Annotated in this window: 19 protein-coding genes and 1 tRNA gene; 11 read left to right on the forward strand and 9 right to left on the reverse strand. The window is 65.9% G+C overall.

Annotation, left to right across the window (positions count from 1 at the left end):
* Positions 1-373 precede the first annotated feature (373 nt).
* Together AC3WLD_RS11500 and AC3WLD_RS11505 are read right to left on the reverse strand one after the other, a co-directional pair.
* Complete coding sequence (locus AC3WLD_RS11500) at positions 374-763, reverse strand: hypothetical protein (protein ID WP_492557102.1); 390 nt, start codon at positions 761-763, stop codon at positions 374-376.
* Positions 764-867: 104 nt separating this feature from the next.
* Positions 868-2,262, reverse strand: a complete 1,395-nt coding sequence (locus tag AC3WLD_RS11505) for a helix-turn-helix domain-containing protein (RefSeq protein WP_492557103.1) — start codon at positions 2,260-2,262, stop codon at positions 868-870.
* Between the two features lie 138 nt (positions 2,263-2,400).
* Here AC3WLD_RS11505 and AC3WLD_RS11510 point away from each other — a divergent pair, with 138 nt between their 5' ends.
* The 6 genes from AC3WLD_RS11510 to AC3WLD_RS11535 all read left to right on the forward strand — a co-directional run bounded on the left by AC3WLD_RS11510 (position 2,401) and on the right by AC3WLD_RS11535 (position 12,732).
* Positions 2,401-3,987, forward strand: a complete 1,587-nt coding sequence (locus AC3WLD_RS11510) for an isocitrate lyase (protein WP_492557104.1) — start codon at positions 2,401-2,403, stop codon at positions 3,985-3,987.
* Between the two features lie 62 nt (positions 3,988-4,049).
* Entirely contained in the window at positions 4,050-4,223 is a 174-nt protein-coding gene (locus tag AC3WLD_RS11515; protein ID WP_492557105.1) for a hypothetical protein, read from the forward strand.
* Positions 4,224-4,416: 193 nt separating this feature from the next.
* Positions 4,417-5,832, forward strand: coding sequence for a TIR domain-containing protein (locus AC3WLD_RS11520; protein ID WP_492557106.1), 1,416 nt, complete (start codon positions 4,417-4,419; stop codon positions 5,830-5,832).
* Between the two features lie 3 nt (positions 5,833-5,835).
* Positions 5,836-10,101 carry an nSTAND1 domain-containing NTPase gene (locus tag AC3WLD_RS11525; RefSeq protein ID WP_492557107.1) on the forward strand — a complete coding sequence of 1,422 codons (4,266 nt, stop codon included), beginning with the start codon at positions 5,836-5,838 and terminating at the stop codon, positions 10,099-10,101.
* Positions 10,102-10,223: 122 nt separating this feature from the next.
* Entirely contained in the window at positions 10,224-11,921 is a 1,698-nt protein-coding gene (locus AC3WLD_RS11530; RefSeq protein WP_492557108.1) for a PHA/PHB synthase family protein, read from the forward strand.
* Positions 11,922-11,931: 10 nt separating this feature from the next.
* Positions 11,932-12,732: an alpha/beta fold hydrolase gene (locus AC3WLD_RS11535; protein ID WP_492557109.1), complete on the forward strand. Its 801-nt coding sequence runs from the start codon at positions 11,932-11,934 to the stop codon at positions 12,730-12,732.
* A gap of 145 nt (positions 12,733-12,877) precedes the next feature.
* Here the strand turns inward: AC3WLD_RS11535 and AC3WLD_RS11540 are convergent, their stop codons facing one another.
* The 3 genes from AC3WLD_RS11540 to yghU all read right to left on the reverse strand — a co-directional run bounded on the left by AC3WLD_RS11540 (position 12,878) and on the right by yghU (position 17,599).
* The gene (locus AC3WLD_RS11540; protein WP_492557253.1) at positions 12,878-16,330 is read right to left on the reverse strand and encodes a CHAT domain-containing protein; all 3,453 of its coding nucleotides are present in this window, start codon (positions 16,328-16,330) and stop codon (positions 12,878-12,880) included.
* 248 nt (positions 16,331-16,578) lie between these two features.
* Positions 16,579-16,653: transfer RNA gene (locus tag AC3WLD_RS11545), tRNA-Gln, on the reverse strand.
* A gap of 73 nt (positions 16,654-16,726) precedes the next feature.
* Positions 16,727-17,599, reverse strand: coding sequence for a glutathione-dependent disulfide-bond oxidoreductase (yghU, locus tag AC3WLD_RS11550; protein WP_492557110.1), 873 nt, complete (start codon positions 17,597-17,599; stop codon positions 16,727-16,729).
* An 83-nt stretch (positions 17,600-17,682) separates the two neighbouring features.
* Here yghU and AC3WLD_RS11555 point away from each other — a divergent pair, with 83 nt between their 5' ends.
* A complete protein-coding gene (locus tag AC3WLD_RS11555; protein WP_492557111.1) occupies positions 17,683-18,717 on the forward strand; it encodes a DNA topoisomerase IB in 1,035 nt (344 codons plus the stop codon).
* 19 nt (positions 18,718-18,736) lie between these two features.
* Here AC3WLD_RS11555 and AC3WLD_RS11560 read toward each other — a convergent pair whose 3' ends face one another.
* The gene (locus AC3WLD_RS11560; protein WP_492557112.1) at positions 18,737-19,831 is read right to left on the reverse strand and encodes a branched-chain amino acid aminotransferase; all 1,095 of its coding nucleotides are present in this window, start codon (positions 19,829-19,831) and stop codon (positions 18,737-18,739) included.
* 448 nt (positions 19,832-20,279) lie between these two features.
* Positions 20,280-20,828 carry a hypothetical protein gene (locus AC3WLD_RS11565; RefSeq protein WP_492557113.1) on the reverse strand — a complete coding sequence of 183 codons (549 nt, stop codon included), beginning with the start codon at positions 20,826-20,828 and terminating at the stop codon, positions 20,280-20,282.
* 25 nt (positions 20,829-20,853) lie between these two features.
* Here AC3WLD_RS11565 and AC3WLD_RS11570 point away from each other — a divergent pair, with 25 nt between their 5' ends.
* From AC3WLD_RS11570 to AC3WLD_RS11585, 4 genes are all read left to right on the forward strand, one after another.
* Positions 20,854-21,627 carry a TlyA family RNA methyltransferase gene (locus tag AC3WLD_RS11570; RefSeq protein WP_492557114.1) on the forward strand — a complete coding sequence of 258 codons (774 nt, stop codon included), beginning with the start codon at positions 20,854-20,856 and terminating at the stop codon, positions 21,625-21,627.
* A gap of 129 nt (positions 21,628-21,756) precedes the next feature.
* Positions 21,757-22,311: a TspO/MBR family protein gene (locus tag AC3WLD_RS11575; RefSeq protein WP_492557115.1), complete on the forward strand. Its 555-nt coding sequence runs from the start codon at positions 21,757-21,759 to the stop codon at positions 22,309-22,311.
* A gap of 67 nt (positions 22,312-22,378) precedes the next feature.
* The gene (locus tag AC3WLD_RS11580; RefSeq protein WP_492557116.1) at positions 22,379-22,636 is read left to right on the forward strand and encodes an accessory factor UbiK family protein; all 258 of its coding nucleotides are present in this window, start codon (positions 22,379-22,381) and stop codon (positions 22,634-22,636) included.
* Between the two features lie 42 nt (positions 22,637-22,678).
* On the forward strand, positions 22,679-22,942 hold the full coding sequence (locus tag AC3WLD_RS11585) for a hypothetical protein (RefSeq protein WP_492557117.1): 264 nt from the start codon (positions 22,679-22,681) through the stop codon (positions 22,940-22,942).
* Positions 22,943-22,954: 12 nt separating this feature from the next.
* On the opposite strand, the gene AC3WLD_RS11590 is transcribed toward AC3WLD_RS11585, so the two are convergent.
* On the reverse strand, positions 22,955-24,292 hold the full coding sequence (locus AC3WLD_RS11590; RefSeq protein ID WP_492557118.1) for a PAS domain S-box protein: 1,338 nt from the start codon (positions 24,290-24,292) through the stop codon (positions 22,955-22,957).
* A 67-nt stretch (positions 24,293-24,359) separates the two neighbouring features.
* Positions 24,360-25,568: a trans-sulfuration enzyme family protein gene (locus tag AC3WLD_RS11595; RefSeq protein ID WP_492557119.1), complete on the reverse strand. Its 1,209-nt coding sequence runs from the start codon at positions 25,566-25,568 to the stop codon at positions 24,360-24,362.
* Positions 25,569-25,608 lie beyond the last annotated feature (40 nt).

Below are 25,608 nucleotides of genomic sequence, written 5' to 3' on the forward strand. Positions count from 1 at the left end.
CGATCAACCTTGCGCCATCGTGAAAGGGGGTCCCTTTTGCGCGCCGATAGGGGGTCCCGTTTGCACGCCGATTGACAGTGCTGTACGGTAGCGGCGTTCCTAATGTCCGCAATGTTGGCGTATCCGGAAAGACCGGTGTCGGCCAAATCCGGCTCGAAGGAGCCATTCCGGCGAGCGGCACTTAAAAAAAGGCCAACCCAACCCCGTTCGTCCTGAGCCTGTCGAAGGACCGTACTTCCCCTTCCGCCGCGCCCGCGAAAAAGACTGTGCTTCGACAGGCTCAGCACGGGCGGTTTGGGCGTGAGTCCGCTCCTGTTCGGAGGACCAGCGAGGGGGTGGTGATCCGGGAGTATTTCTGGAGCGACCGCAACGACTATGCATCACCATTGCAAGATACGAATACAAGCGTTTCGCTCGGGATATTATATAGCACGTTAATCACTGCGCAGCCGCCATCAGACACTATCGGGATTGCGTTCGGCTCAACCCAGTAGCGCTTCCCACTTCTCCACTTCGACGGCAATCCGCCGATCCCTTCGTAAAAATAGGTCCCATTGACGTTGTCAGGGCCATCATGACTGTAAAGGCGGACATAGCGCCGCAAATCGAGATCAGCCTTGCGGGTAAACACTTGCTGCTCGATCTTTTCAACAAGCGCTGCATCCTGCGACGGGGATGCTTGATGTTCGCGGCTATCTACGCCGCAGCTCACCAAGGAAAGCGCCATAACAGCCGAAATGACGAAAGTTCTCTTCCTGTCCATCTTTGCCAGCTCGAATGGAGGCTATGGGTCCGAAATGTGCTTGCTAATATCAGATTAGTTTTCCGCGAAGCAGCGTTTGCTCAGCACGAGCGGTTTAGGGTCACTCACCCCTCATCAAACGCAAACGGCTCCGCGCTCCGCCTGTAATCATCCGGCAGAATCTCGCGCCCGATCGGCGGCACGGCGCGGGCGGTGCATTGGGCGCGGTGGCAGAGGCGGCAGGTGACGCCGATGGGGGTGGCCTCGACGGTGGCCGGGTCGATCCCGCGGGCGTAGATCGTGTTGGGCGCGTGCTCGGCGGCGCAGGCGAGCGCCACGGCGCGCAGGACCTTGGGCCGGCCCCAGCCGCCGCCGCCCGCGCTCACCGTGCGGGCGATCGAGAAGAAGCGCTGGCCGTCGGGTAGCTCCAGCCACTGCGTCGTCACCTGCCGCGGATTGCGAAACACGGTGTGGACGCTCCACAGCGGGCAGCCACCGCCGTGCGCGGCGAAGGGGAAGCCCGCGCCGTCGAGCCGCTTGGAGACGTTGCCGGCCTGGTCGACGCGGATGAAGAAGAACGGAATGCGCTCCTGCCCCGGGCGGCCGAGCGTGGTCAGGCGGTGGGCGGTCTGCTCGAAGCTGGTGCCGAACAGGCGGCCAAGCGCCTCGATGTCGTAGTGCCGGCTCTCCACCGCGCGGGCGAAGCGGTCGTAGGGCATCAGCAGCGCCGCCGCGCCATAGGCGGCGAGGGCGCGGCGGACGAGCTCGACCGCGGTCTGGCTCGATAGCCCGGCACCGCGGATCAGCGAGGAGATCTGGCTGCGGAAGGCGATGTAGGCGATCTGCAGCGCGACCTGGTAGGCGCGGCTTTCGGCGTTCAGCGTGTCGTCGATCAGCACCTGCTCGTTGTGCCGGTCGTACCGCCGCATCGAGCCCATCAGCACGTCCGCCGGCATGAAGCGGACCTTGGTGCCGCGCGCGTTCAGCCACTGGACCGGGCTCCCCCGCTCGGCGATCTCCGCGCCGATCCGCTCGGCCGCGGCCTCCAGTTCGGGGAAGTGGTTGCGGGCGCGGGCGACGAAGCGGCGGGCCTCGGCGACGGGATCGCTCGGCCCCTCGTCGCCGCCCTCGCTGCGCTCGGCGAGCGCCTGCTGCTCGCGCACATAGGCGCCGTGGAGGCGGAGCAGCGCCTCGCTTACCCCCGGAAAGCTGGTGGCGAGGTCCGACACCTCGAGCGCGGGGAGGTCGATATCGGCGAAGATCGGATCGCGCAGCACGTCGCCGAGCCGCTTGGCGTAGCTTTCGGAATCGTCCGCCGCGAGGTCGGCGATGTCGAGCTTGTAAGTCCGCGCGAGGCGCAGCAGCAGGTCGGCGGTGAGCGGGCGCTGGTTGCGTTCGAGCAGCGCGACATAGCTGGGCGAGACCGCAAGGTCGGCCGCCATCGCCTGCTGGGTCAGCCCCAGTTCGCGGCGCAGCCGGCGCAGGCGCGGGCCGAGGTAGAGGGGGCGGGGGGCCTTCATGGCCGTGTCCTGTCACACCTGTACAACTTTACAAGCATTTTCTGTAAAGTTTTACAGCACGACCTCGCGGGCGGTTTCCGGCGGGCACCAACGGGGGCATTTGCGGTTCCACGAAACAACCTTTCAGGGACTCAGGCAATGACCTACTCGCAGACCATCACCGAAGCGCAGGGCACGATCGCCCAGGAGCGGAACTGGGACGGGATCGACGCCGAGTCGGTCGCCCGCATGCGCCTGCAGAACCGCTTCAAGACCGGGCTCGACATCGCCAAGTACACCGCGAAGATCATGCGCGCCGACATGGCCGCGTACGACCTCGACCCGGCGAACTACACCCAGTCGCTCGGCTGCTGGCACGGCTTCATCGGCCAGCAGAAGATGATCTCGATCAAGAAGCACTTCGGCTCGACCAAGGGCCGCTACCTTTACCTCTCCGGCTGGATGGTCGCGGCGCTGCGCAGCGAGTTCGGCCCGCTGCCCGACCAGTCGATGCACGAGAAGACCAGCGTCCCGGCGCTGATCGAGGAGCTCTACACCTTCCTGCGCCAGGCCGATGCGCGTGAACTCGGCGGGCTGTTCCGCGAGCTCGACGCGGCGAAGGCGGCCGGGGACGCGGTCAACACCCACCGCCTGCTCCACCAGATCGACGAGTTCCAGACTCACGTCGTGCCGATCGTCGCCGACATCGACGCCGGCTTCGGCAATGCCGAGGCGACCTACCTCCTCGCCAAGAAGTTCATCGAGGCGGGCGCGTGCTGCATCCAGATCGAGAACCAGGTCTCCGACGAAAAGCAGTGCGGCCACCAGGACGGCAAGGTCACCGTGCCGCACGAGGACTTCATCGCGAAGATCCGCGCGGTCCGCTATGCCTTCATGGAGCTCGGCGTCGACGACGGCGTGATCGTCGCCCGCACCGACTCGCTGGGCGCGGGGCTGACCAAGCAGATCGCCTATACCCGCGAGGCGGGCGACATCGGCGACCAGTACAACAGCTTCCTCGACTGCGAGGAAGTGACCGAAGTCGGCCACGGCGAAGTCCTGATCAGCCGCGACGGCAAGCTGCTGCGCCCGAAGCGCCTGCCCAGCAACCTCTACCAGTTCCGCCCCGGAACCGGCGAGGACCGCTGCGTGCTCGATTGCATCCATGCGCTCCAGAACGGCGCGGACTTGCTGTGGATCGAAACCGAAAAGCCGCACATCGGCCAGATCGGCGGCATGGTCAGCCGCATCCGCGAGGTCATCCCGAACGCCAAGCTCGTCTACAACAACTCGCCCAGCTTCAACTGGACGCTGAACTTCCGCCAGCAGGTTTACGACGCCTGGGAAGCGGAAGGGCGCGACCTTTCGGCCTATGACCGCGCGAAGCTGATGAGCGTTGACTACGACGGCACCGAGCTGGGCGTGGAGGCCGACGAGCGCATCCGCACGTTCCAGCGCGATGCGGCGCGCGAGGCGGGGATCTTCCACCACCTCATCACGCTGCCGACCTACCACACCGCGGCGCTTTCGACCGACAACCTCGCCAAGCGCTACTTCGGCGAAGAGGGGATGCTCGGCTACGTCAAGCAAGTCCAGCGCGAGGAGATCCGCCAGGGCATCGCCTGCGTGAAGCACCAGAACATGGCCGGCTCCGACATCGGCGACGATCACAAGGAATACTTCGCCGGCGAGGCCGCGCTCAAGGCGGGCGGCGCGCACAACACGATGAACCAGTTCGCGGCCTGACGGCGGCGGCAGCACCCAGTTTCGCGGCATCACGCCCCGAAGACCGAGGAAAGGAGACTACCATGACTGAAGCCAAGGGAGCCGAACCGGCCCGCGCCCGCGCAGTCCTCTCCAACGAGGACTTCAAGCTGATCCGCGAGGCCGTGGTCTATTACCTCAAGGCCCACGAGGATTCGCCGGAATCGGTGAAGTTCTCGAACCTCTATCACCGGCTCGGCAGCGCCATGGGGCGCTGACGGTCGAACCGACTTTCCTGGGGAGGAAAGCCTGACCCGCCGCGCGATCCCCTCGCGCGGCGGGTCTTTCGATTCCGCTACGGAAACCGCAGCAAGCGGCCGCCATAAGGTGTTGACACGGCGGCTCGGCTGATCGCTAATCCACACCGGGGGGCTGGGCGACGGAACGATCCGATCCCCCTGGGGAACGGCAATGGGGTATTTGCCCGGCTACAAGTGGGACCTGTTCGTCAGCTATTCGCATCACGACGCGAAATACCTCGACGACGGCTGGATCAACCAGTTCAAGCAGAAGCTCGTTCACGAAGTCGAAAGCGGCATCCTCGGCAAGCTGCATGTGTTCTTCGACCAGGTCGAACAGAAGGCCTTCAACACGATCGAATGCATTCTCCAGGAAGTCCGCGACAGCGCCATCCTGGTGATTGTCCTTTCCCCCAACTGGGCCAAGAGCGAGTGGTGCAACCGCGAGCTGGAGGAATTCCTCAAGCGGTTTACCGACCCGACCCGGATCATCGTCGCCGAAATCGAGCCGCCGGACGGGGAGGTCAGCTTTCCGCGCGCGCTCCCCGATAACCTGCGGGTGAAATTTTTCGAGACTCATGGGCCCAAGGAAGTGCCTCTGGTGCTCGAGCAGAATTCGACCGCCTTCCGCCTGACGCTCAAGTCCTTCGCCAAGGATATCCGCGACAGGCTGATCCAGCTGCGAAGTGCCGCAATCGACCGGTTGGCTCCGGCGGGAGCCGCTGCCGAAGGCTCCGCGCTCGCCGCCGGCGTGGTCATGGCCATGTCCCACCCCGACGTGTCGGAAGAGCACGATGCCGTGGCGGCGTACTTGCGCAGCCAGGGCGTGCCGGTGGCCGCAGCCTCGTCGATACGGGCCAGCAACACGGAAGGCTTCGCTGCCGAGTTTTCGCGGATGCTCGACGCCGCGCAAGTCTATGTCCACCTGCTCGGCCCCCGCAAGTGCCAGCCCGGCAGCCTCGATGCGAGCCCGACCGACATCCAGTTCCGGATCGCCTCGCAAAGTGGCAAGCCGATGCTGCTGTGGCTGCCCGACTGGCTCGACCCGCAGCGGATCGGGGACGGGGCGTACCGCGACATGCTGCTCCAGGCGCGCAACGGCAGTGCCGTTCCCGAACTGGCCAAGGCGATCATCGACAAGGTCAAGCCGCCGGCGACCCCTAGCGCGCGACAGTCTGCCGGCGCCGGCGGGATGGTCGTGATCAACGCCGATCCGGAAGATTTCGAACTCGCCGCCGACCTCGTCCGCGCCTGCAACGAGCTGGATTGCATGGCGATCCTGGACGACAGCGAGGTCAACGAGCAGTCCCGCGCCAACTGGGCGGATGCCGACGCGATCGCCTTTGTGCAGGGGCAGGTCAGCCCACGCTGGCTGACGGCGCGGGTCGGCGCGGCGCACCGCGAGCGCGCCGCGTCGAACAACGGCAAGCCGCTGATGGGCCAGGTTGCGGTCTATGCCCCGCCGCCGCCCAAGCGGCTCGGTTTCGTCGGCGGTGCCAACATGACCGAGCTGGATCTCAGCCAGCAGTGGGACCCCGAAGCCTTCGCCCGGTGGGTCGGTTCCGTAGTCTGTCGCGGCGGGGGTTAGGGGATGGCCGGCCCCGCCTTCACCCTCCCGCACGATGACGACGGGATCGCGCCCTATCCCGGGCTGCGTCCGTTCAAGAAGCATGAATCCCTGCTGTTCTTCGGCCGCGACCGCTGCCTCGACGGCATGGCCGAAACCCTTCAGAACCAGCGGTTCCTGGCCGTTCTCGGCCCCTCCGGAAGCGGCAAGTCGTCGCTCGTCCGCTCCGGCCTGTTCCCGCATCTCGAGGCGGGGCTTGCCCGCAGGGCCGGCTCACGCTGGACCTTCATCGACATCCAGCACCCCCGGTGCAGGCCCTACCGCGCGCTCGCCAAGGCGACGCTGGCGGAGGAAGCGCTGCGCAGCGGCCATGCCCTCGACGGGTACGAGGATGCTTCGGACACGCTGATCGAGTTCTCGGACGAGCAGGTCTCCGCACGCGAGGCTGAACTGCGCCGCGATCCGATGAGCCTCGCCCGGTGGTGGAAGGAGCGCCCGCGCCACCCGGACGACAACCTCCTTCTGCTGGTCGACCAGTTCGAAGAGCTGTTCGGCTACTCCTCGCCGCGCGAGCGGGACGAGGTCGAGACCTTCGTCGACCTCTTGCTGGTGACGGCCACGAACGTCGAAGCACCGATCTACGTGGTCCTGACCATGCGATCGGAATTCCTCGGCGGCTGCTCGCTGTTCGACGGGTTCGCCGAAACGATCAACCGCTCGCTGAGCCTGACCCCGCGGATGACCCGGGCCGAATGCGAGATCGCGATCACCGGCCCGGCGTTCGGGCGGCCCGGACTCGAGCTTGATCCGCGACTGGTCAACAGCCTGCTCAACGACATGAACTCGATGGCCGCATTCGACAACGCGGCAGACGAGACATCTGGCCCCGAGACCCAGGCCGACTCCGACATGCGGCAGGCGGACCTGATCGCCCGCCGCGCCGACCAGCTGCCGTTGATGCAGCATGTGCTCAACTGGCTGTGGGCGCGGGCCGTTGTTCGCCGCGCAGACGCTGGCGGAAGCGGGCCGGTCATCCTGACCCTTGAGGATTATCATGCGGTCGGGGGCCTGCGCGGAGCGCTGACGCAGCATGCCAACGAAGTGCTCGGCGACGATCCCGATGACGCGCTGCTCGCGGAACGGCTGTTCCGCGCGATCACCGACCAGCCCAGCGTAGCCCGCGGTTCTGCCGAGACCTCAGCCGTGCGCCGGCCGCGCCGTCTGGAGGAAATCGCCCGCGAAGCTGGCACGGACGTCGCCGCACTCGTGCCGGTGATCGACCGATTCCGCGTGGACGGCGTCTCCATGCTCACCCCGGATCCGGGAGAGGAGCTGGGCCCGCAGACCGAAATCGACATCAGCCACGAAAGCATCATCCGCCAGTGGGACCTCCTGCGCGGCTGGATCCGCGACGAGGCCGACGCGGGACGCGGCTGGCAGGAACTGCTGCGCAGCCGGACCGAGGAAGGGCGCCGCGGCGTGCTTCAGGGCGTCGACCTGCTCGACCGCCAAGCCTGGTGGAAACGCCACGCCCCGCAGGCCGGCTGGGCCGAGCGGTACGGCGGCGGCTTCGACGACGCGGCGGCCTTCCTGGCGCGAAGCGAGCGGCGGGCGAAGCGGCGCAGGGCGATGCTGCTCGGCGGGACGGCGGCGATATTTGCGCTGGCGGTGGCCTCGGGGCTGTTCCTGGTATCGGCCCAGAACCAGGCGCTCGCAGCTCGTGCAGAAGCGGAAAAGGTCAAGCTGCAGTCCGATCAGAAGGAGGCGGAGGCCAGCGCGCGCCTCGGCGCGGCGCGCCGGGACGTCGATGCAGCCAAGCGGCAGAAGGCCGATGCAGAGCGCAAGGCGGCACAGGCGCAACAGGAAATTCTGGTGGCCAAGCGGGCGTCCGAACAGGCCCGGCGCGAAAAGGCCCTTGCCGAAGCCGCGGTCCGCAGCGCGGAGCAGCAGCGTGTGCGCCTCGCCGAGGCCGCGACCCGATCGGCAAACGTCGTCCTTGGCGTGTCTCGCAACATGATTGACGATGCGGGGCGAATGGCCCCTGCTTCCAGCGAAAAGGGCATGGATTTCGCTGATCGCATGATCCCTTCGCTGGCGGAGATCGATCCCGTCGCTCACCGACGGATCCGGTACCAGCGCGAGGTTCTGCGGGCGCGCAATGCCTACCTCGATTTGGACATTAACGGACTGAGGTCGATCGCGCAGTCCTTCGATTCCGTTGCGAAGGACGAGGGGCAGACCGACTGGGGCGCGGCTGCCCGGCTCAGCGCCGCACTTGCGCGTGGCCGGGCCGCCGCACTGTCCGGCGACTTCGCGGCAGCAGATTCGTATCTGGCCGAGGCCGCCTCCGAGATCCCGCAGGCAGAAGGGCGGGTCCCCAGGGATACGGATGTTGAAATCGCCGGGCAGCGCGCGCGCCTTCGCCTCGGGCGCGATTGGGAGGACATCCTCACCGCTGCGGTCGATGCCGGAAGCTGGAAGGCCTCGGGCGAGCCCTTCCGCCGTCCGCCAGACCTTGACGTGATGCGCAAGCGGGCACTGCCAGACAACTTCGTCTGCCCCGATTTCCCGGCCGTCCCGGTCATCGACGATCCGAAGTCGGATCAGATGACCGACGAGCAACTGCGCCGCCTCGCTTTCGCCCCGTATCCGGTGAAGAATGACGACCGGGCCATGACGGCCGTCGTGTGCAACACTTATGCCTCGCTCGCGGGCAGGTCGGCAGAGGCGGCACGGGATTTCTCGTGGCGCGAGGTGGCAGACAAGTTCACTGAAACCGGTTCGAGCCGGGACGAGGCACAGGCCGCAAGAGCGGCGTTGCTGGCCAACCAGAAGCGTCGCGGGCGCGGACCTGTTTCCACGATCATGGCGGCCGGGCTGACCGCGTCGGAATTCGTCAATCCAATCACGTCCGAGCTTCCGCTTGGCCTGCTCGGGCTACCCGCGTCACTCGAACGGTCCTGCGACTGCCCGGGCAAGTATTCCTCGTCCGCCGCGCTGCAAGGGCTGCATGCGGCGACGCTGCTCTATACCCCGGCCGAATTCCGGGAGCACGTTGTCGATCTCGAACTGCCCAACACAGGAACGGACGAGCTGACATGGTTCCATGTCGATTGGCTGCGCGGCGCGGAAGAGGCGCTGCGCTCGAGCGATGCGGCCCAGAGCACCTTGCCCTACGTGCGCGTGCTCACCGCGACCGAGCTTGCGTCGGCGACCGATGCCTACCTCGCGTCGCTCGAGTCGGTTCTCGACGACCGCGGCCCGGCGGAAAAGCCGACCCCGCAACCCGTCCGACGCAAGTTCGAGCTCGGACAGAACCAGCGGCCGGCCCGGGATATTGGGGGCTTGCAGAAGCGATCGACCGAGCTTGACGCCGCCTTGGCCAACCTGGTCGAGGTCGCGGCCCAGTCGATCACATGGCGGGCCCAGTATGCCGCGGCTTCCCCTCCCGGGGAGGGGCGCGATACCGCGAAAATCGCCGCCGACGCGGAGCGACTCCTGCAAGTGGCCGGGGTCGCGCCGGGGATCCTGTTCTATAACAGCAACCGCGCCGGGCTGAGGCGGATGGCGGACCAGGTCTGCCAGTTGATCGGACCCGGCGGAGAATGCGACGGGTTGGAGGCGGCGTACGCGGGTCTTTCCGCGCAGCTCGTCTCGGCGCGAACCGCCGGGAGCCCTGGTTGGAAGGGGCAGGTGGACGACCACGGCGTGGCCCTGTCCGGGCTCGACCCCGTCGAACTCGCCCGCGAACTGGAGATGGACGGGACCGACAGGCTCAGCGAGAGCGTCAACCTGGCCGGAGCGGCTGCCGGGGGCGAGGTGGTGGCAGAGGTCGCGCGCATCGGGGGCGGCAAGACCCTGATCGGGCGCGAGGGCCTTTCGGCCGAGGCGGCGGAAACCGGAAAGACGACCTGGCTTTTCGCCGACGATGCCAACCGCAAGAAGTTTCAGGCCAACCCGAAGGCCTACATCCCGCAGGTCGGCGGTTACAACGTCGCGGCCCTGTTCGCTGCGACCCCGACGCTCGAGCCGGTAAAGATCGAATACAACGCCTACAACTCGGGGCTCCAGACGATCCACTACAAGGACATGCTTTTCTATTTCGGGGGCGAGGTCATCGATCCGGCGAATTTCGACGACGCCGCGGTCGCCTTTGCGCTCGACGCTTTTGCGAAGCTTTCCGACCCCGCGTTCACGGGAAACATTGCACCGTACACCGGCCCGTCCCCGCTGATGAGCGGAAGCGCGACCGACGGCACCACCGGCACCGTTGGCACCACCTTCCGCTAGGTCAACCGCTTCCGTCTCCGGCAGGTTGTCGCCGTTGAAACGATATGCAACCTTCCGGGCTCCGGCGCGCGGAGCCAGATGACGGGCGAACCGCACCCTGCGCGGCCGAGGGGGAGAGCGCCGTGAGCAAGAAGCAACCGGGCCTGGAGAACGAGGCCGCCCAGTTCACCACCGCGCTGGGGCCGCTCGTCGGTCTCGCGCGCGAGGATTTCACCGGGGCGATCGCCCTCCTGCTGCGCGAGACCGCCAGCGACCCGAAGCGCACGATGCGCCACGCCAGGGGCTTCGGCGAGGACGTGGTCAAGATCCTCACCGGCAAGTCGGAGCTTTCGCCCGACCCCAAGGACAAGCGCTTCATGGACCCGGCGTGGCGCTACAACCCGTTCTTCCGGGCGGGCGCGCAGTACTACCTCGCCATCCAGAAGGGCATGCGCGGGTGGCTGGAGGAGCTGGAACTCGACGAGCTGGAGCGCGACCGGGCGAACTTCATCTCGCAGATCATCATCGACAGCCTTTCGCCGACCAACAGCCTCGCCGGCAACCCCACCGCGCAGAAGCGGCTGATCGACAGCGGCGGGCTGTCGCTGATCAAGGGGCTCAAGAACGCCTACAACGACATGGTCCACAACAAGGGCATGGTCAGCCAGGTGGACAAGAAGCCGTTCAGGCTGGGCGAGAACATCGCCACCACGCCCGGCCGGGTGGTTTACCGCGACGAGATCATGGAGCTGGTCCAGTATGGCCCCACGACGGCCGAGGTCCATGCGATCCCGCAGCTGACGATCCCGCCGCAGATCAACAAGATGTACATCAACGACCTCTCGCCCGAGAAGTCGGTGGTCAAGTACCTCGTCGACGGCGGCATCCAGACGTTCGTGATGAGCTGGCGCAACCCGACGAAGGACCACGGCCACTGGGGCATGGCCGACTATGTCGCCGCCTGCAGCCGCGCGCTCGACGCGGTGTGCGAGATCACGAAGTCGAAGAAGGTCAACGTCGTCGCCGCCTGCTCGGGCGGGCAGACCGCCAGCGTGTTCGCCAGCAAGCTCGCGGCGGAGAACGATGACCGCATCAACGCGCTCACCCTGATGGTCTGCGTCCTCCATCCCAAGCAGAACGACATCGAGGCCGGCTCGCTGATGACCGAGAACGGGCTCAGGCTCGCCAAGCAGCGCGCGGCGAAGAAGGGGGTGATCGAGGGCCACTCGCTCGCCCGCGGGTTCGCGTGGCTGCGGCCCAACGACCTCATCTGGAACTACGTCATCAACAACTACCTGCTCGGCGACGACCCGCCGGCGTTCGACGTCCTGTTCTGGAATGCCGACGCGACCAACCTTTCCGCCTCGCTGATGGGCGACTTCCTGACCATTTTCGAAACGCTAGCCTTCACGAAGCGGGGCGAGGTCGAAATGGCCGGCCACGGCATCGACCTCTCGAAGGTGACCAGCGACCTGTTCATCCTCGGCGGGGTGACCGATCACATCACCCCGTGGCGGGCGTGCTACCGCTCGACCCAGCTGTTCGGGTCGAAGGACGTGACCTTCGTGCTCAGCCAGTCGGGCCACATGCAGGCGATCCTCAACCCGCCGGGCAATCCCAAGGCAAAGTTCTACAGGCAGAAGGCTGCGGGTCTGCCTCCGGCCGAGGTGGACGACTGGCTCAAGGGAACCGAGGAGGTCGCCGGCAGTTGGTGGCCGTTCTGGCTCGAATGGCTGCAAAGCCGCTCCGGGCCGAAAAAGGCCGCGCCCAAGGCGCTTGGCAGCAAGGCGCACCCGCCGATGGAAGCCGCGCCCGGCCTTTATGTCCTGCCGGACGCGTGAAAGGATTTTCGTGAGCGATAACCACCCCGACTTCTCGATGGAGACCGTCTTCGGCCGCAGCCTGCGGGTCGCGCGCTGGCGCTGGGACGAACCATCCGAGCACCCGCCAATCCTGTTCTTCAACGGCATCGGCGCGAACATCGAGGCGGTCTCGCCGCTGGCCGAGGCGCTCGAGGGCCGCCGCTTCATCACCTTCGACATGCCGGGGGTGGGCGAAAGCCCCGATCCGGTCGTGCCCTACAATCCGGCGCTGATGGCGTGGACCGCGCGCGAGCTGATCCTGCGCTTCGGCGCGGAGACCGTGGACGTCATGGGCGTATCGTGGGGCGGGGCGATGGCCCAGCACTTCGCGCTCCAGCACGGCAAGCACGTCCGCAAGCTGGTGCTGGTCGCGACCAGCGCGGGGATGCTGATGGTCCCGGGCAAGCTCGGCGCGCTCAGCAAGATGGCCAACCCGCGCCGCTATGTCGATGCGGACTTCATGGCGAAGCACTTCCGCACGCTCTACGGCGGCATGGTCGGCGAGAAGAGCGATCACATTTCCCGCCTCAAGCCGCCGAGCCCGCGCGGTTACCTCTACCAGCTCGGCGCGATGCTCGGCTGGACCAGCGCGCCCGCGCTCCCCTTTATGAAAAAAGACACGCTGATCATGATGGGCGACGAGGACAGCATCGTGCCGCTCGCCAACGGCAAGTTCCTCAAGGCGCTCATCCCGAACAGCCGGCTCGAGGTGTTCAAGGGCGGCGGCCACCTGTTCATGCTCAGCCACAAAGACCAGACGGTCCGCTCGCTCGAGGCGTTCCTGGCCTAGATCGTGCCCCGAACTCTGATGACGTTACATGAAACCACTGCGTCATTGCGAGCGAAGAGAAGCAATCCAGGCCATCCATGCGGGAGATTGGATTGCCGCGAGGCTTCGCCCCTCGCAATGACGACCCAACGTATGTGAATTTGCCCTAACGCCGGTCGACGTCGCCGATCAGGCTGAACGGCGCCCAGGCGCTGGGGTGGGCCCAGGTCGCGATGTCTTCGTCGGCGCGCGGGTCCAACCGCACCTCGCGCACCGCCGCCTGCAGCGCCTCGGCGCGCGACCATTCGGGATGCTCGCGCTGGAGCGCGAAGATCCGCACCGTCAGCACTTCGGCGACATCGTCGCGCACCGGCCAGTGCGAGGCCAGCAGGCTGCGCGCCCCGGCGAAGAAGAACGCGCGGGCAAGACCGGACAGCCCCGGCGCGCCCTCGCTGCCGTCACCGCCGGCGGTGTTGCAGGCCGAAAGGATCACCCAGTCGGCCTGCAGCTTCAGCCGCACGACCTCGGACGCCGACAGGAGCCCGTCGTCCTGGGGCGTGGCCTTGTCGGGTGGGGTGAGGACGAGGCCCGGCTCGCCCACGCTCTCGATTTCGCCCGCGAGCAGGCCGTGGGTGGCGAGGAACACGACCGAGGCATTGGTGAGGTCCGCGGCCTTGAAGTTCCGCTCGGTCGCTTTCGGTCCCAGGAACAGCCGCGCATTGCCCTTGCCGACAACCTCCTGCATCGCGGTCAGCTCGCGCTGGGTGCCGGGCAGCTTGCCGAGCTTGCGCAGCTCTGCCGGGTCGGCGAGGCGCGTGTCGCCCGCCGACGAGAACAGCAGCGCCGGGGGCGGTTCGTTGCCGCCCGCGCCGCGCGTCCGCCCGCGAACCCCGCGCTGGACCACGTCGCCGTCTAGCACCGGATCACCAAAGCCGAGCAGGCTCAGCGGCCGCGTGCCCGCTGCCTTGGGAGCCGGCACCGCGCGCAGCAGTTGCAGCGACTGGAGCGAGGGCAGCTGCAGCATGACATGCCGGTCTGCCAGCCACTGCGTCTTGCGCAGCGCCTCGGCGTCGCCGTCCGCGCCTTCGGGCTTCGCCGCGACCAGCAGGTCGAACGGCAGCGACGACAGCGCCCCGTCGGCGGCGACGAACAGGAACTTGCGCCCTTTCAGCTGGGCCTCGAACGGCGCGACCAGCGCCTGGTACAGCGTGAAGGCGGTCGTCCGGTCGAACGGGAACAGGCCTTGTCCTTCCGCCGACCACTGCGCCTTTTCTTCTTCGGTGACGCTGACATTGGCGCCCGCGTCCCACAGCAGGCGGCGGGCGTGGCGGGTGACCTGCGCCTCGGTCAGCTCGGAGCGCTGCCAGGTCACCGCGTCGCGGGTCACCAGTACGACATGGGTCCCCCGCGCGGTCGGGACGACCAGCAGCACCGCCTCGTCCGGGGCCATCAGCGCACGGGCCTGCTCGACGGTCAGCGGCTGGGGGCGGACCAGTTCGAAATAGCCGGGGGTCAGTCGGCGCAGTTCGGCGTCGATTTCCTCGTGGCGCAGTTCGAGGCGGCGGAGGCTGTCGTAAAGTCGCGTTTTGGCAACATCGTCGGCCGTCAACGCTGCATCTGAAATTGTCCTTGATTCCTCATCGATTTTCGCCCGCTCGGCTAGAAGCGTGGTCGCACCTTTTTGCTCGGCGAAGCGGGCCGCCGCGGCGCGGGCAACCGCGTTGCTGGTCGAGCCCATCTGGGCGGTTTGGAGGGCGGTGAAGGCTTCCGCGGCCGCCGCATCACCACGTTTTCCAGATTCCCACAGCGCATCTGCCGAAAGCAGCGAGAAGCGCTTCAAGTCCTTTGTGTCACCGAGCAAGGTATCATTCGTAACAAAAGCGAGGTCGTCCTCTGCCCTGTGGCTGAACCCGAACGAGGCGAACCATGCGCGCTTGCCGATTGCGGCGTGGCGCGCGTGTGGGAGTGCGGCAGCAGCATTACCCCTGTCCAGCATCAGGTCGGCAAGGTCTGCGTGCAAGCGATTCAGCGTGCCGTCGCTGTCGATTATTCCGATAAACCCGTTCGCGAGATAGCGAGCCCTTTCAGGGTCGGTGTAGACTGCCATTCGATCGTTGCCAGCATCGGAGAGCGTGTCCTGCAAAATAGAAACGGCCGCGTCTTCTTTACCTTTTTCGCGCAGCCACCTTGTCAGGTACGAGACCGAGTGCAGCGTGATGAAACTGCTTCGCCCATTCGCCTGCTTCGCAACGTCGGCTGCGTGTCGGTAAGCCGCCTCGGCGGCCTCATCGTCATTGCCTTCCGCGAGTTCGTTCGCCACATCGAGAAGGGCGCTGTTGTGCTCGCTTGAGCCAGTACCGCTCTCGGCCGCTACAATTTCTGCCTTTGATCGCATAATCCCGGCGCGGACAGCATGGTCCCAGTAGGGCGCGGCCTCCAATTCCTTGTCTAGCGCATCCCAGCGTGCCTTTCGAGCGGCGGCGTCGTCTGCGGCGGATACCAGGTCGCTTCTCTTGACCGCTGCGAGGAGCTTGAGAGCGTCATCACGCTGTTCGGAAGTCGCAGCTTCCTTCGCGACGGCGGCGAAAAATCCCTCGATACTGTCACGAAGTGATTTGTCCCAATAGTCGGCCTGCGGCTGCTTGCCTCTTTCGAAACCCGGCAATTCCGCAAACATCGGGAGCCACCGCATGCGCAATTCGACCCTTTGGGAAGGACGGAGGGTGCCAGCGGCATCGTCAAGTTTCTCGAATTCGCCGAACAGGAAATAATCGTCGCTATCCCCCGTCTTGTCCCCAGCCGCGCCGGCCTTCTCGCGTTGCTCGAGGCGAGGGACGATATTGTCGCGGTAGATCGCCCAAGCCTCATCCTTGTGACCTTCGTCGGCCAGCACGGATGCGTAGTTGTAGAGGAATTTGCGGCGATTTTCAGCGGCCTTGTCGCAGCGGGTCGCCCATTTGTCGCCCTCGCAGCCTTGCCAGCGTTCCTCGAAGCGATTTCGGACGGCGGTGAACCTGGCGAAGCCCTCGCCCCCTTTGCCGACATCGCGCATCAGTCTGACATAACTGGCGAGGTATTCAGACAGCGCCTGGTCATTTTCGCTGCATCCGAGGACGATCGTGGTTGGCGACAGGTCGGGTGTCCGCGGCAGTGTCTCCCGCATGCCGCAGCGCCAGACCTCTTCGGTCAGCGCATCGATGAACAGGCCAAGCTGTTCGGCCGCCCTCTCCCTTTGTCCACCCCCCAGAAGGTAGCCAGAGTAGGATTTTCGAGCATACCCCACGGTCAGGGACTTAGGATCTGGGTCGACCTTGACCCAAACGTTAATCGCATCGCCCATGGCTTTCAGGGCCTCGGCGTGGCGATCACTGATGGTCAGGGCGTTTGCGTAACTCTCAAGCTCGCGGGCATATTCCGGGCTGCTCTCGCCGTAGGTCTTGCCGACCAGCGCGAGCACTTTCGCCTCTGCCGCGGCGCGCTGCGAATAGGGAGCGGCATCGACCTTGGCCCGGGCCTCGGCGATGGCGGGCGGTTCGGGCGGCAGGCCGAATTGCGCGGACGCCGGCGTCGCCGCGAACAGGGCGGTTCCAAGCGCCAGCGAAAAACCGATGCGGCGCATGGCAGTCACCCCCGGGCAATCCTCGCCGCACAGCTTAGGCGCAGCGCGTCCTGGTACGCAAGCGGTTGTCCCGGCTTGGAAAAGACGAGGACCGGGGAAACCGCTGTCCTACACCGGCCCGCGCTGTCATCTTCGCCCGGCCGCTCCTTCGAATCGTCGATTCCCCTCTGCCGCCCGCGCGAGTGCGCACGCAAACCATTCGTGCGCAACACGAACAAACTTCGCAAAATTCGCGGATGTAGGGAAACTGGCTGGGGCGGCAGGATTCGAACCTGCGAATGCCGGTACCAAAAACCGGTGCCTTACCACTTGGCGACGCCCCAGCAGCGGGGCGGCTTATAGCCGGGGTTTCGCTGTTGCCTAGTGCGATTTCAAACGGAAATCGCGCCAGGCTTCTCACCCCCCGGCAGCCTCCAGCTTGTCCTGCGTGCGCAGGTCAAAGTCGCTGGCGTCGTGCCGCTCGCGCAGTTGTCCTTCCAGCGGGCCAGTCACGCGGTTGACCATGCAGCCGCGTACCACCGCCGGGCGCGCGGCAATCTCTTCGACCCAGCGACCCACATTGGTGTAGCCCGGCATGTCGAGAAACGTCGCCGCGTCGTTGTATGCCTTGCCCTGATAAAGCGCCGCGAACCACGGGAATACGGCCATGTCGGCGATGGTGTATTGGTCGCCCGCAAGAAAGCGCGTCTCGTCCAGCCGCCGGTCGGCGACGTCGAACAGGCGCTTGGTTTCCATCGCGTATCGGTCGATCGCGTACTCGATCTTGACCGGCGCGTAGGCATAGAAGTGGCCGAACCCGCCGCCGATGAACGGCGCGCTGCCCATCTGCCACATCAGCCAGTTCAGCGTCTCGGCGCGGCCCTTGGTGTCGGCGGGGATGAATGCGCCGAACTTCTCGGCAAGGTAGAGCAGGATCGCACCGCTTTCGAACACCCGGATCGGCTCGGGGCCGCTGCGGTCGACCAGCGCCGGGATCTTGGAATTGGGGTTAGCGGCGACGAACCCGCTGGAGAACTGGTCGCCCTCGCGAATGTTGATCAGCCAAGCGTCATATTCGGCTCCGGCGTGCCCGGCGGCGAGCAGCTCCTCAAGCAGGATCGCCGCCTTCTGGCCGTTGGGCGTGGCGAGCGAGTAGAGCTGCAGCGGGTGCTTGCCGACCGCGAGCTCCTTGTCATGCGTCGGGCCGGCGATAGGCCGGTTGATGCTGGCGAACTGCCCGCCGTTGGCCTTGTCCCAGGTCCAGACCTTCGGGGGCTGGTATTCGCTCATCACCGTTCTCCGTTGCGCCGTTCGATGCGAGAGATGTGACTCAACCGGCGGAACCGCAAGGCCCGTTTGCTGGTTCGCCTCCCATGGACAGCAAGACAGTGATCCGCGCCGGCAAAAAGCGCCTCGCCTTCATCGACGATTCGCTGCCCGGCCTGACCCGTCGTCGTGCCGGGAAGGGCTGGGGATACTGGGATCATGCAGGAAACCGGGTAACCGACCGGGAGGAGATCGACCGGCTCAATGCCATCGGCCTGCCTCCGGCCTACGAAGACGCGTGGTTCTGTCCCTCACCTGATGGCCACATCCTCGCGACCGGGGTCGATGCCAAGGGGCGCAAACAATACCGCTATCACCCCGATTTTCGCACGTGGCGCGAAAGCGAGAAGTTTGATTGCACGACGAGGTTCGGGCGGCTGCTGCCACTGGTGCGGCGGCGGGTGGAAGATGATCTCGCCAGTCCGAAGTTGTCCAGCGAACGCGCCATCGCTTCGGTTGTCCGCTTGCTCGACAGTGGCGGCATCCGGGTGGGGAACGAGGCATATGCGAAGGCCAACCAGAGCTTCGGCGCGACCACGCTGCGGATGAAGCACGCTGAAGTGAAGGGCAAGGCGCTCCACCTGCGGTTCAAGGCCAAGTCCGGCAAGCTGCGCGAGATGAAGATCACCGACCGCAGCCTCGCCCGCTTCGTCAAGAAGATGCAGGACCTGCCCGGGCAACACCTGTTTCAGTACCTCGATGACAGTGGCGAGGCCTGTCCGGTGACCTCGACGGACGTCAACGATTACCTGCGCGAAACGATGGGCGAAGACTTCACTGCAAAGCACTTTCGCACCTGGCACGGTAGCGCGCTCGCGTTCGAGCTCGTCGCCTGCGCAGAGGGACAATTGAAGCTGAAGGAGCTTCTGGCCGAAGTGTCGGACCGGCTCGGCAACACCCCTGCGATCGCCCGCAAGAGCTATGTCCACCCTGGCGTCCTCGCGCTGGTCGATAGCCAGGAGAAGTGGCGCAAGGGCCTGCGCCTTCCGCGCCAGACGCGCTGGCTGACGCGGTACGAGCGGGGCGTGATCGGCCTGCTGGAAGAAGGGCCGGGCGCGGCGGAACTGCTAAAGGCGGGGTAGTCTGATCCTACCGCCCTGGTCAGATCCGCTTGACCCAGCCGTGCGGATCGGACGCCTCGCCGCGCTGGATGGCGACGAGCTTGCTGCGCAGCTTTTGGGTGAGCTGACCCGGTCCGCCGGAGCCGATCATGAACTCACCGTCACGGCCGGCGACCTTGCCCACCGGGGTGACAACCGCCGCGGTGCCGCAAGCAAAAGCCTCGACAAGACGGCCGGACTGCGCATCCGCGCGCCACTGGTCGAGGCTGTAGCGTTCCTCGCGGACCGTCAGCCCCTCGTCGCGGGCGAGTTGGAACAGGCTTTCGCGGGTGATGCCGGGCAGGATCGTGCCGGTCAGCGGCGGCGTGACCAGCGTGCCGTCGTCGAACACGAAATAGAGGTTCATGCCCCCCAGTTCCTCGATCCACTTGTGCTCGGCGGCGTCGAGGAACAGGACCTGGTCATGACCGCGCTCGAACGCCTCGGCGGTGGGGACGAGGCTCGCGGCATAGTTGCCGCCGCACTTGGCCGCTCCGGTCCCGCCCGGTGCGGCGCGGGTGTAGTCCGAGACCCAGATCGAAACTGCTGGCGCGCCCGACTTGAAGTAATTGCCGGCCGGGCTGGCAATCACGAGATAGCGATACTGCTTGGCGGGACGGACACCCAGGAAAGCCTCGCTCGCGAACATGAACGGGCGCAGGTAGAGCGAGCCACCTTCGACCGTCGGAAACCAGTCGGCATCGGTGCGAACGAGTTCGGCGCAGGATTCGACGAACAGCTCTTCCGGCAGCTCGGGCATGGCGAGGCGGCGGGCCGAGGCATTGAAGCGGGCAGCGTTCGCTTCAGGCCGGAACATCGCCATCGACCCGTCGGGAAGGCGATAGGCCTTCAGGCCTTCGAAGATTTCCTGCGCATAGTGCAGCACGGCAGCGGCGGGATCGAGGGCGATCGGGCCGCGTGGACCGATCGTGGCATCGTGCCAGCCACGGCCCTCGTCCCACTCGATCGAGACCATGTGATCGGTGAAGACCTTGCCGAAGCCCGGGTCGGCGAGCAACGCACCGCGCTCCGCCACAGCCACCGGTGCCGGGTGCGGCAGGCGGGTGATGCTGGGCGTGGTGTCGGCGAGCGCCATCGTGCGAATCCTTCCGGGGATGAGTGAACGCGCCCCGTGAACGATTATTGCGTCAATTGCAAGCGTCGTGAAACAAAAGTGTGAAGAGCGCAAAAATGTGAAGGGCCGCACCGGGGCTTGCCGGGTGCGGCCCTTCGCATGGTCAGCGGCCAGGAAGTGCCGCCCACGAAGCCTTTATCGCTTGGCTGGAAAGTCAGCGATAATGCCTCGCGCGGAACTGTACCGACCTCTCTGCTGAACCATGAGACATCGGATCACCTCCTTTCGCGCTGTTGAGCCAAAGTGCCGTACTTTCAACGGCTGGACCGGTGAGGCGAAGACCCTTCGCCGGCCTTGGAATGGAAGATGATTCATCTCCTGCGTAACAACAAGTCTTGTAATTGGAATTATTGCTGTCAAACTCGATGCTTCGCGCCGCGATCCCGGTGATTTGGGAGGACTCAGCGGTTCAGCGACAATCCTCGATCACCCGGCCGATTTCCGCCCACGCAGGCAGGTACAGCGTCGGCAATCCGTTCACTTCGATCGCGATCCGTCCGCGACTGAACGCCATTTCGTCGAGAGCGGGATCGCGCGCCGGCAGCGACAGGTCGAGCGTCGGATCGGTCGGCGAGACCGGGCTCATGCTGAACGGGCGCGCGCCATAAGTGGTGACGAGACTTGCCGGGACGGGCCCAGGGGCCTTTCCGGCCCGTGTCAAAAGGACCGACCCTCGCTCGCGGTGACAGGCGAGCGCAAACAGCGTTGCGCCTTCCGGCGAGATGAACCTGGCGGCCGTGGCCGAGCCTTCGGCGGCGTAACGCCATGTCCCGGGCGTGAGCGGCGCATCCCGCCAGTCTGCGGGTGCCTGGATTGGCGCAGGTGCAGGCGAGGGCCGGGGCGAAGGAGCGGGAGCGGACTGGGTAGGCGCCGGCCGCGGCGGCATCGTGCGTTCCGCGCTACACGCCGAAAGCAGGACAAGCAGCGAGGCGCACACGACCGGACGGTTGATCTTCATCGGCAAGGTATGAAAGGAAGCGCGCGTGACCTCAACCCCGCCCGTCTCCCGCAAGAGTCCTTCCGTCGGTAAAACCCGCGTCGATCAACTGCTCGTCGACCGCGGACTGGCCGAAAGCCGCTCGCGCGCGCAGGCGCTCATCCTCGCCGGGCTGGTATTCGTTGGTGAAGAAAAGATTCTCAAGGCGGGCCAACAGGTTCGCGCCGATGCGAAGCTGGATGTGCGGGGCCGCGACCACCCCTGGGTCTCGCGCGGCGGGATCAAGCTTGCGCACGCGATCGCGCACTTCGGGCTCGATCCGGCCGGGGTGACCGCCATGGACATTGGCAGCTCGACCGGAGGCTTCACCGACGTGTTGCTGCAGAACGGCGCAACGCACGTGTTTGCGGTGGATTCCGGCACCAACCAGCTCGCGTGGAAGCTGCGGCAGGATTCGCGGGTGACCGTGCTCGAGCAGACCAGTGCACGAATCCTCACCCCGGCGCACATCGACAGGCCGGCGACGTGGGTCGTGTGCGATGCGAGCTTCATCAGTCTGCGCAAGGTGCTGGAGGTCCCCTTGAGCCTCGCAGGCCGTCCCACTCGGCTCGTCGCGCTGATCAAGCCCCAGTTCGAAGTCGGCCGTGCCGAGGTGGGGAAAGGAGGGGTCGTGCGCGATCCGGCGCTCCATGCGCGGGTCTGCGAAGAAGTCCGCGCGTGGCTCGAGAGCGAGTACTGGGTCGTCGATGGCATCGTCGAAAGCCCGATCACCGGGCCCGAGGGCAACATCGAATTTCTGATCGCGGCGACCAGAGACTGATCCGGGATGGACCGACGTGTTGCTCCATCCCGGAACAACCTCTGGGGATGCGCAATTGCGCCGGGAACAAGTCGCGGCCAATATCCGCTGCGGGAATCGGTTTCCCGGTAAAAGCCACGAAGGATTTCGATGCGCTATCTCGCCTCTCCCGCCCAATTGCGCGCCAGCTTCCTGCGCTGGTGCCTGTTCACGGTGCCGGCGGTGCTCGCGCTGGGATTCCTCTCGGGACGTGCCGGAGGCAGCGGCCCGGGCAATCCGTGGTTCGATGCCCTGATCAAGCCGGACATCTTCCCGCCGCCGGCCGCATTCGGGATCGTCTGGTCGATACTCTATGTCATGATGGGGGTGGCGCTGGCCATGGTCATCGCCGCACGCGGTGCGCCCGGGCGCGGGGTGGCGATTGCGGTGTTCGTGGTGCAGCTCATCCTCAATCTCGCGTGGAGCCCGCTGTTCTTCGCCGCGCACCAGATCACCAGCGCACTCTACTTGATCATCGTGCTGATCGTGGCCGTAGCGATTACCGCCGTGCTGTTCTGGCGTGTCCGGCCACTCGCCGGAGCCCTGCTGATCCCCTATCTGGCCTGGTGCTGCTTTGCCGCAGTGCTCAACTGGGAATTCGACCGCCTCAATCCCAATGCGGAGAGCCTGAACGCCGGCGGCGCGGAGGTGCATATCCGTCTCTAGCGTCTTGCGCGATCGCCGCCCCGTGACCATTTAAGCGGCCACGAACCCCAACGCAGGACTGTCCGCCATGCAGAGCGAAAACCCGATGATTGCCGACTTCGTCAAGCTGCTCAACAGCGCGGCCGGGACTGTCGCCGGCATGGGCCGCGAAGCCGCCGATCAGGCTCGCGAGAAGGCGAAGGAAGTGTTCGGCGGGATGGACTTCGTCAGCCGCGAGGAATTCGACGCGGTCAAGCAGATGGCCGCGACCGCACGCGAGGAAGTCGAGGCGCTCAAGGCGCGGATTGCCGCGCTCGAAGGCGGTGCGGGCAAGGCAACCGACTGAAAGGCAAGGAACCGGGATGCGGCGTCGCCCGTTATCCCGGCTATGTTTACGCAGCTCAACCCGACAATTCCCCTCCACGTCCTCGGCAAGGGCGATGGCTATGCGATCGGCATGATCGACTATGGCCAGGAGCATAACCTCATCTGGGTTACGGCCATCGACGAAACCGGCGAGATCTGGTGCGCGCCCAACAACAAGGTCCGGCTCGGCAAGAACTGGACGATGGGCCGCGCCGAAAACCGGCTTATCGCAGAGGCCAAGGGCCATGCGGCCGAAGAGCCGATGCCCGCTTCCGCGCTAGGATAGGAGTCCCCGGTCCTAAACCAGCGACCGCGCCGTTTCGCTGTCGCATTCCAGCCGCCAGCGCACACCGGCATCGGCGAATTCGAGGGCGACGTCGGCCTTGAGGCTGCGCGAGGGGATCTCGCGGACGAGGGTGGAGCCGAAGCCCGGTCGTTCGGGCGGAAGCACTGCGGGTCCATTGCGCTCCTTCCATTCGACCGTAAAACGCCCGGCTGTCGTCTCGCCCCATGATATCGTGACCGAACCGTCGCGGACCGACAGTGCGCCGTATTTCAGGGCATTGGTGGCGAGTTCGTGAAGCGCCATGCCGATGATCTCGGCGCAGCGCGGGCTGAGCTCGAAATCGACGCCTGTGAGGCTCACCTGATCGCGCGACTCGCGGCCAAGGAACGCCAGCTGGGCCTCGACCAGTTCCTCCACCGGGATTTCCTGCCAGCCGCGCCGGATCAGCAGGTCCTGGTTGGCGGCGAGGCTGCCGATGCGCTTCTCGAAGCGCTGAAGGAATTCCGGATCGTGCTGGGCCGAGCGCCGAGCGAGCGCCTGGACCACCGCCAGCATGTTCTTGGAGCGATGGTTCACCTCCATCATCAGGACGCGGATCTGCTCTTCTTTCTCGAGCAGCTCGGTGATGTCGGTGTTTGTCCCGAACCACGCGTCGATGGCACCGTTCCTGTTGCGGATGGCCTTGGCCCGGCTGAGGAACCAGCGGTACTGGCCGTCGGCGCGGCGCAGCGGGAACGTGTCCTCCCATTCGCTGCCCGAGGCGATCGCGGCGGAAAAACGCTCGGTCACGCGGTGGACGTGGTCGGGGTGGTGGACCTTCTGCCAGCCCCATCCGGCCATTTCGGCAAAGTCGGTGCCGGTGTAATCATACCAGCGCTGGTTGTACCAGGTCAGCCCGCCATCGGGCCCGGCAATCCACGCGAGCTGGGAAATATTGTCGGCGAGGATTCGAAAACGCACCTCGGTGTCGTGCAGTGCCTGCTCGGTGGCGTGGCGCTCGGATACATCGCGGGCGATCTTGCTCGCGCCGATGACCCGGCCCGAAGCGTCATGGATCGGGCTGACGGTCACCGCGACCCGGATCAGGCTGCCGTCCTTGCGGCGTCGCCAGGTTTCGAACGAAGGGACCCGCTCGCCATTCGAGATGCGGCCGAGGATGTCGTCTTCCTCGTCCTGGCGGTCATCGGGAATCAGCACACGGATCGAACGGCCGACCATCTCGTCCTCGGCATAACCGAAGATACGCTCGGCCGCCGGATTCCACGAAATCACCCGTCCCGCCAGGTCCTTGCTGACGATGGCGTCGTCCGAAGACTGAATGATCGCGGTAAGATGCGCTGCGGCCAGCAAAAAAGATTGCTCCTGTTGCGACCACCCCCGTTAGTCCTTGAGGCAACGGGTGGCGCAATGCAACCGCTTAGAGGCCAGCCCTTGTCAATGCCTGGCCAATGTCGTCGATCACGTCGTCCGGATCCTCGAGGCCGACGTTCAGGCGCAGCATGCCTTCACCGACGCCCATGTCGGCGCGCGTTTCCGGACCGACGCCATGGTGAGTGCTCGATGCCGGGTGGCACATGAGCGAACGCGAGTCGCCGATGTTGTTCGAAATATCGACGAGTTGCAGGGCATCGAGCACGGCATGGGCGCGGGCCCGCTCGCCGGGAACCTCGAAAGCGAAGATCGGCCCGAAGGCATCCATCTGGCGGGCGGCAAGTTCATGCTGGGGGTGGCTTGCAAGCCCCGGATAGAGCGTCCGCACACCGCGGCTTTCGATGTACTGGGCCACCTTCATCGCGTTCTCGCTCTGGCGGCGGATGCGCAGGTCGAGCGTCTCCAGCCCCTTGAGCACCACCCACGCGTTGAACGGCGCGCAGTTCGGACCGGTGTTGCGCTGGAAGGGCAGGAGCACGTTGTCGATGAAGTCCTTCGATCCGCAGACCGCCCCGGCGAGCACGCGGCCCTGGCCGTCCATCATCTTCGTCGCCGAATAGGCGACGACGTCCGCACCAAACTCCATCGGCCGCTGCAGCGCGCTGGTGGCGAACGCGTTGTCGACCACCGTCACGATCCCGCGATCGCGAGCCAGCTTGCACACGAATTCGAGGTCGACCACGTCCATTGTCGGATTGGCCGGGGTCTCGAAGAAGAACACCTTGGTGTTCGGCCGGATCGCCGCCTCCCACGCGGCGTTGTCGCCGGCATGGATCGTCGTGCCCTCGATCCCGAAGCGGGGGAAGAGGTTGTCGACCAGCCAGCGGCACGAACCGAACGCCGCCTTCGCCGCGACCACGTGATCGCCGGCCGAAAGCTGGCAGAGCAGCGCAGTCGTCATCGCCGCCATGCCCGAAGCCTGTGCACGGCACGCCTCCGCCCCTTCGAGAAGGGCGATGCGTTCCTCCAGCATCTGCACGGTCGGGTTCTGGAGGCGGGAATAGGTCATCCCGTCGTCTTCCCCGGCAAACCGGGCGGCAACGGTGGCGGCGTTGTCGTAAGTGAAGCCCGAAGTGAGGAACAGCGCTTCGCTGGTCTCGCCCATTTCCGAACGCCAGGTGCCACCGCGGATCGCGCGGGTTGCGGGACGCCATTGCGACGTGATCGAGCGGTCCTGGCCAGCTGTACGCTTCATGGCCTGCCCATTATGCCCCCGCCGCGGCGAGGGCAAGGGA

The sequence above is a fragment of the Novosphingobium sp. FW305-C-111 genome, from assembly GCF_058783565.1.

Bases quoted from the DNA above. Each gene is read 5' to 3' on its own strand.
- AC3WLD_RS11500 (WP_492557102.1), bottom strand. From the start codon at position 763: ATGGACAGGAAGAGAACTTTCGTCATTTCGGCTGTTATGGCGCTTTCC.
- AC3WLD_RS11575 (WP_492557115.1), top strand. From the start codon at position 21,757: ATGCGCTATCTCGCCTCTCCCGCCCAATTGCGCGCCAGCTTCCTGCGC.
- AC3WLD_RS11505 (WP_492557103.1), bottom strand. From the start codon at position 2,262: ATGAAGGCCCCCCGCCCCCTCTACCTCGGCCCGCGCCTGCGCCGGCTG.
- AC3WLD_RS11525 (WP_492557107.1), top strand. From the start codon at position 5,836: ATGGCCGGCCCCGCCTTCACCCTCCCGCACGATGACGACGGGATCGCG.
- AC3WLD_RS11555 (WP_492557111.1), top strand. From the start codon at position 17,683: ATGGACAGCAAGACAGTGATCCGCGCCGGCAAAAAGCGCCTCGCCTTC.
- yghU (WP_492557110.1), bottom strand. From the start codon at position 17,599: ATGAGCGAATACCAGCCCCCGAAGGTCTGGACCTGGGACAAGGCCAAC.
- AC3WLD_RS11580 (WP_492557116.1), top strand. From the start codon at position 22,379: ATGCAGAGCGAAAACCCGATGATTGCCGACTTCGTCAAGCTGCTCAAC.
- AC3WLD_RS11515 (WP_492557105.1), top strand. From the start codon at position 4,050: ATGACTGAAGCCAAGGGAGCCGAACCGGCCCGCGCCCGCGCAGTCCTC.
- AC3WLD_RS11585 (WP_492557117.1), top strand. From the start codon at position 22,679: ATGTTTACGCAGCTCAACCCGACAATTCCCCTCCACGTCCTCGGCAAG.
- AC3WLD_RS11560 (WP_492557112.1), bottom strand. From the start codon at position 19,831: ATGGCGCTCGCCGACACCACGCCCAGCATCACCCGCCTGCCGCACCCG.
- AC3WLD_RS11540 (WP_492557253.1), bottom strand. From the start codon at position 16,330: ATGCGCCGCATCGGTTTTTCGCTGGCGCTTGGAACCGCCCTGTTCGCG.
- AC3WLD_RS11520 (WP_492557106.1), top strand. From the start codon at position 4,417: ATGGGGTATTTGCCCGGCTACAAGTGGGACCTGTTCGTCAGCTATTCG.
- AC3WLD_RS11565 (WP_492557113.1), bottom strand. From the start codon at position 20,828: ATGAAGATCAACCGTCCGGTCGTGTGCGCCTCGCTGCTTGTCCTGCTT.
- AC3WLD_RS11595 (WP_492557119.1), bottom strand. From the start codon at position 25,568: ATGAAGCGTACAGCTGGCCAGGACCGCTCGATCACGTCGCAATGGCGT.
- AC3WLD_RS11510 (WP_492557104.1), top strand. From the start codon at position 2,401: ATGACCTACTCGCAGACCATCACCGAAGCGCAGGGCACGATCGCCCAG.